2 protein-coding genes are annotated in these 2,536 nt (G+C 59.9%); one reads left to right on the top strand and one right to left on the bottom strand.

Features of this window, described 5'->3' with window-relative positions:
• Positions 1–908, bottom strand: a 908-nt coding sequence (locus tag Q1K23_RS09065; RefSeq protein WP_300363994.1) for a WYL domain-containing protein, incomplete at its 3' end; no start/stop codon positions are given.
• 104 nt (positions 909–1,012) lie between these two features.
• Between Q1K23_RS09065 and Q1K23_RS09060 the strand changes: the two genes are divergently transcribed.
• The coding region (locus Q1K23_RS09060) for an AAA family ATPase (RefSeq protein ID WP_300363993.1) at positions 1,013–2,536 on the top strand (1,524 nt) is incomplete at its 3' end.

The following is a 2,536-nucleotide window of genomic DNA, read 5'->3' as shown; positions in this document are numbered from 1 at the left end:
TTCGGTTCCAGCACCCGCAGATGGGGCAGCCACTGCTTGATCGTCGGCACGATCTCCATCTCGTGGGTGATCGTCACCACCACCTCCAGGCTCCCGTCGGCATCTTTGCCCTCGATGCGCTGAGTCGGCGCGAGAGGCTTTCTCTCGAAATACTTCGCCACCGACCCGTCGATGAAGAGCCGCACCTCGAAAGGCTCGGTATCCGGCTCGAACCAGATGGCCAGAGCTCTGGATATGGCATCGTCAATATCCTTGGGTGGTGTGAAGATCTCTTCGTCGAGGCGGATTTTCGAGCAGTGTCTCAATAGGTACTTCTTGACGACGTCATTACGGGCATCCATGGCCAGGACATACCAGTAGCCCTGGAAGTTGACGATCTTCAGCGGTTTGATGTCGATGTCGTAGTTGCCTTTGTCCATCCGGTAGCGGCAGTGGACCAGACGGCGCTTTTTGATCGCCTTTTCGAACTTCACCGCCTTGGCCAGCATCGCGTCCAGCGATTCGGTGGGGAGGTGGAAGTAGTAGGGGTTGGCCGCCTGGGCTTTGAGCTTCCTGAGTACCCGGTGGGCTTTGGCGTGGAACTCGTGCCCCTGCTTTTCGCTCAGTTTTTCGAGCATCTCCAGCACGGCCAGCTCCTCGGCGCTCAGCGCTCTCTCTTCGCTCTCCCGCCAGGCGAGCGTCACCTTTTCGCCCGATTTTCTGATGGGTGTGTCGATCAGTCTTTCGTTGATGTCCCGCTGGATCGTTCGGATGGAGACCTGGCACTCCTGCGCCAGCTCTTTCATCGAGAGGATCTCCCCCGCGTAGAGTCGGGAGAGAATCATGGCGAGGCGGTCGGTCGTGTTTTTGTAGAGTTCCCGCCGCCTCTGCTTTGTGGTCGTCTGCTCTTTATGAAAAGGAAGCGCCATGGCTCAACCCTTTTTCTCTTAATTGTAACGATTCTACCTTAAACAGCGACACGACGTTGTCATGACGGCACGGTAGGATAACGCTACCGAATAAGGAGGCCACGATGCGAAGACGAAACAGGAACCGGACTTTTACGCTGGAGACGCCTGAAACCCCCATGATCAGAAAGATCGTCGCCACGCTGCTGCTGCGCTTCAACGCCCTGCCGCTGTTCGTGAACGAACACGGCTTCTGCCGGGATTCGCTGGCCCAGCTTCTGGGGGTGGCCCATCTGGAAGAGGATGTTCTGGAGGATCGCCGCGAAGTGATCGAGGCGGTGCGAGCCGTATGTGCGCAGACGCTGAAAGAGCCCGCCGACTACCCCGAAACCCTGGAAACCAACCTGGCCCGCCTGCGCCGCATCGTGGATCTGAAGGATCTGGAGGCCGACCTGCTGCGGTTCGCCATTTTGCTCCACTACAGCCCGGAGCTCGACGATCTCTTCGATCTTTTCGAACCGCTTCATACCGCCAGGGCCCAGATGCTGCTGGCTGCCGTACTGGATACCGACTACAGATCTCTCGGTCGCATCCTCTCGCCCCGGGGCACGCTGGCCCGGTCGGGACTGCTCGGTGTCGATCGCAACTTCGGCGGCAACTCCATGCGCGGCAAGCTCGATCTGCTCTCCAGCGGCTTCGCCGACATGATGATGAGCTACGAGGGGGAGGATCTGTACGAGATCTTCAAGGAGGCGGTGCGCCGGGTCTCGGCGCCCTCTCTGAACCTGGAGGATTTTAGCCACATGGCCAAAGAGCGCTCCTTGATGCTTCGTTATATGCAAAAGGCGGCAGCCACCCGGAAGACAGGTGCCCACATCCTGCTCTACGGCCCTCCGGGCACCGGCAAGACCGAATGGGTCAAGACTATGGCCTCTGCGATGGATCTGCGTCTTTTCGAGATCAGCTACGCCGACGAGGACGATGAGCCCCTGAACGGCCGAAACCGCATCAACGCCTTCAAGAGCGCCCAGTACCTCTTCTCCGGCAAGAAGGTGCTGCTGATGTTCGACGAGATCGAGGATATCTTCGAGGAGATCAATCCGATTTCGTCACTCTTCGGCCAAAAGCCCACCCAGAGCCGCAAAGGGTGGTTCAACCGCATTCTGGAAAACGCCCCGGTCCCCACGGTCTGGATATCCAACTCCATTGCCATGATGGACGAAGCGATGCTGCGCCGTTTCGATCTGGTGGTGCGTATGCCCGTACCCCCGCAGAGCAAGCGGCTGCAGATCGCCAAAGAGGCGTTCGGGAAACGGGTGGAGGAGCCGACCCTTCGGGCCATGGCCGAACACCCCGCCGCCGCTCCGGCCGTGCTCTCCCGTGCCGCCGAGGTACTGGCGCTGATCGACCCCGATAAAAAGGAGGCCGATACCTACGCCCTTTCCATCGTATCGGCCACTCTCGAGGCCCAGGGGTACCGCCCGCTAAAAAAGGCGACCCGGATGGTCACCGGCGCCTACGACCCGCAGCTGGTCAACTGCGACGCCGATCTGGCGGAAATCGCCGACGGGATCGCCCGAAACCCCGCCGCACGCCTCTGTATTTACGGACCTCCCGGTACCGGCAAGAGCGCTTTCGGCAAATGGCTG

This window comes from Hydrogenimonas sp., assembly GCF_029933015.1.
GTDB lineage: Bacteria > Campylobacterota > Campylobacteria > Campylobacterales > Hydrogenimonadaceae > Hydrogenimonas.
The sequence above is the reverse complement of the archived record's forward strand: the minus strand, read 5'-3'. Positions and strand labels throughout refer to the sequence as shown.